General features: G+C 66.5%; 1 protein-coding gene. It reads left to right on the top strand.

Annotation, left to right across the window (positions count from 1 at the left end):
* The coding region (locus B7G66_RS17910; RefSeq protein ID WP_048859259.1) for a hypothetical protein at positions 1-379 on the top strand (379 nt) is incomplete at both ends.

Genomic DNA, 379 nt, shown 5'->3' with positions numbered 1-379 from the left:
CCGCACTGACGACACGCCTGATCGACAGCAGCAGCGGCCCCGTGACGGCGGGAACGGGGGAGGATGTATCGGCCAATGGCGGGATCACGGCCATTTCGGCCGGGACGTCGATGCTTTCGACGGTGGTGACGCCGGTGAATGACGCCCCGGTTGCCACGGGGAATGCGACGCTGCCCCCCGTGTCGGCGGATACGACCAACCCGCCCGGGGCCTCTGTGGCATCGCTGTTTACCCCGGTTTTCAATGACCAGACGGATGCGGTGCCGGGCGGGTCGTCGGCAAATGACCTTGCGGGGATTGCCATTGTCGGAAATACGGTGCCCGCGACCGAAGGTGTGTGGCGGTATTCGACCGATGGCGGCGCGACATGGACGGCGGT

Origin of the sequence: Novacetimonas hansenii JCM 7643, assembly GCF_000964405.1 — a bacterium.
Lineage (GTDB): Bacteria > Pseudomonadota > Alphaproteobacteria > Acetobacterales > Acetobacteraceae > Novacetimonas > Novacetimonas hansenii.
Note: the sequence above shows the minus strand (reverse complement) of the source record. Positions and strands in the feature narration are given on the sequence as shown.